This is a genomic window from Micromonospora sp. LOL_015, assembly GCF_048060275.1.
GTDB lineage: Bacteria > Actinomycetota > Actinomycetes > Mycobacteriales > Micromonosporaceae > Micromonospora_E.
On record NZ_JBHMIO010000116.1, the window covers coordinates 1 to 2,203 of the forward strand.

A 2,203-nucleotide genomic window follows, 5' to 3' on the forward strand; every position below is an offset into this window, starting at 1 on the left:
CGCGACCAGCAGCGAGTTCCGCAGACCGTGCGCGGCGATCGTCGACCGCAGCCGGGCCCACCGCTCGGGCTGGCCGACCTCGGCACCCCACAGGTCCGGGTGCAGCTCGCCCCGGGCGGCCCGGGTCTCGGCGTACGCCGGATGCGGGCCGAACCGTTCGGCCAGCCCGGCGGAGGTCTCCAGCGCGGTCAGGAAGACCTCCTCCTGGACGCGGGTGGACAACTCCCGGGCCGGCGCCGAGTCGAACGGCAGCCGCAGCGTGAAGAACGCGTCCTGCAGGCCCATCAGCCCCAGCCCGACCGGCCGCCAGCGCGGGTTCGACGCCGCCGCCTGCGCCGCCGGGTAGTAGTTGATGTCGATCACCCGGTCCAGGAACACCACGGCGGTACGGACGGTGGCGCGCAGCTTGTCCCAGTCGACGCCGTCGGCGGTGACGTGCGCGCCGAGGTTGATCGACCCGAGGTTGCACACGGCGGTCTCGTCGTCGCTGTTGACCTCCAGGATCTCGGTGCACAGATTGGACAGGTGGATCGTGTTGCCCGGCTCACCGGTCTGGTTGGACAGCCGGTTCGCGGCGTCCTTGAACGTCATCCACCCGTTGCCGGTCTGCGCCAGGGTGCGCATCATCCGCCCGTACAGGTCGCGGGCCTTGACCGTCCGGACCGCCTTCTTCTCCGCCGCCCGGTACGCCTCGTCGAACGCCTCGCCGAACAGGTCCGGCAGCTCCGGTGCGTCGGACGGGTCGATCAGCGACCAGTCGGCGTCCGCCTCGACCCGGCGCATGAACTCGTCCGGGATCCAGTTGGCCAGGTTCAGGTTGTGGGTGCGCCGGGCGTCCTCACCGGTGTTGTCCCGCAGCTCCAGGAACTCCTCGACGTCCGGATGCCACGGCTCCAGGTAGACGCAGGCGGCGCCCTTGCGGCGGCCGCCCTGGTTGACCGCCGCGACCCCGGCGTCGAGCGTCTTGAGGAACGGCACGATGCCGTTCGACCTGCCGTTGGTGCCCCGGATCAGCGCGCCCCGGCCACGGATCCGCGACCAGGAGATACCGATCCCGCCGGAGAACTTCGACAGCTTCGCCACCTGGTGGTAGCGCTCGTAGATCGAGTCGAGCTCGTCGCGCGGCGAGTCGACCAGGAAGCACGACGACATCTGGGTGTGCCGGGTGCCCGAGTTGAACAACGTCGGTGAGCTGGGCAGATAGGCCAGGCTGGAGATCAGCCGGTAGAAGTCGACCGCCTCGGCCGGCGTCTGGGACAGCCCGCACGCCACCCGCAGCAGCCAGTACTGGGGCGTCTCCACCACCAGCCGGGTCTGCGGATGCCGCAGCAGGTAGCGGTCGGCCACCGTACGCAGCCCGAAGTACTCGAAGCGCAGGTCGCCGTCGACGTCGACGGCGTCGTCGAGTTTGCGGGCGTTGCGGGCCACGAACGCGGCGGTGTCGTCGCCGATCAGCCCGAGGCCGTGGGCGTAGCGGATGGACTGGCTGAAGCTGGCCACCTGCTGGCCGCGGACCTCCTTGTCCACGTAGGCGGCGAGCAGCCGGGCCGCCAGTTTCGAGTACTGCGGCTCCTCGCCGATCAGCTCCGCCGCCGTCTGGATGGACAGTTTGTCCAGCTCGGCGGTTGTCGCCCCGTCGTACAGTCCGCTGATCGTCCGGGTCGCCACCCGCAGCGGGTCAACCTCGTCCAGGTCGGCGACCCAGTGTTCGACCGCCTTGACGATCTTGTTGACGTCCACCGGTTCGGTGTCGCCGTTGCGCTTGCGTACCTGCATCGGTTCCCCTTGTCGTGCCTGCCCACCGGTCGACGGACACGCGGGGAGGACGCCACCGGTCACCCACCTGGCGGTCTGCTCCGCCGGCGTGGACCGGTCGTCGGCGTCGGCCGTCCCGCGCGGCCTTCGACCACCGCACGCGACGCGTGCGGCACGCTGGCAGGTCTTCGGACTCGTGGGCGTCGTGCTCGTACCTACTGGCCGTCGCTTCCCGGACCCGCCGCGGGTCCAGTGCTTGGTGACGGCGGTCGTTCCCACTCACCGCTGCGGGGCAGTCCCGGACTCACACCGGGTTCCCTCTTGCCTCGACCACCACCGAGGGGCGGCCGAACCAGCTGCGGGGTACACCATATATGGGTACGGGCCAGAAGACGCAACACCAGATACTGTGTTCGGCGTGTCGCGGCGTCGGGTCGCACCGGGTACG

General features: G+C 70.2%; 1 protein-coding gene and 1 riboswitch. The gene reads right to left on the reverse strand.

Features of this window, described 5'->3' with window-relative positions; genetic code table 11:
- Window positions 1-1,776 (reverse strand): ribonucleoside-diphosphate reductase subunit alpha (locus ACFHWU_RS28965; protein ID WP_416592274.1); only part of this gene is annotated, 1,776 nt, incomplete at its 3' end.
- Between the two features lie 140 nt (window positions 1,777-1,916).
- Window positions 1,917-2,127: riboswitch (cobalamin riboswitch) on the reverse strand.
- Between the last annotated feature and the right edge of the window lie 76 nt (window positions 2,128-2,203).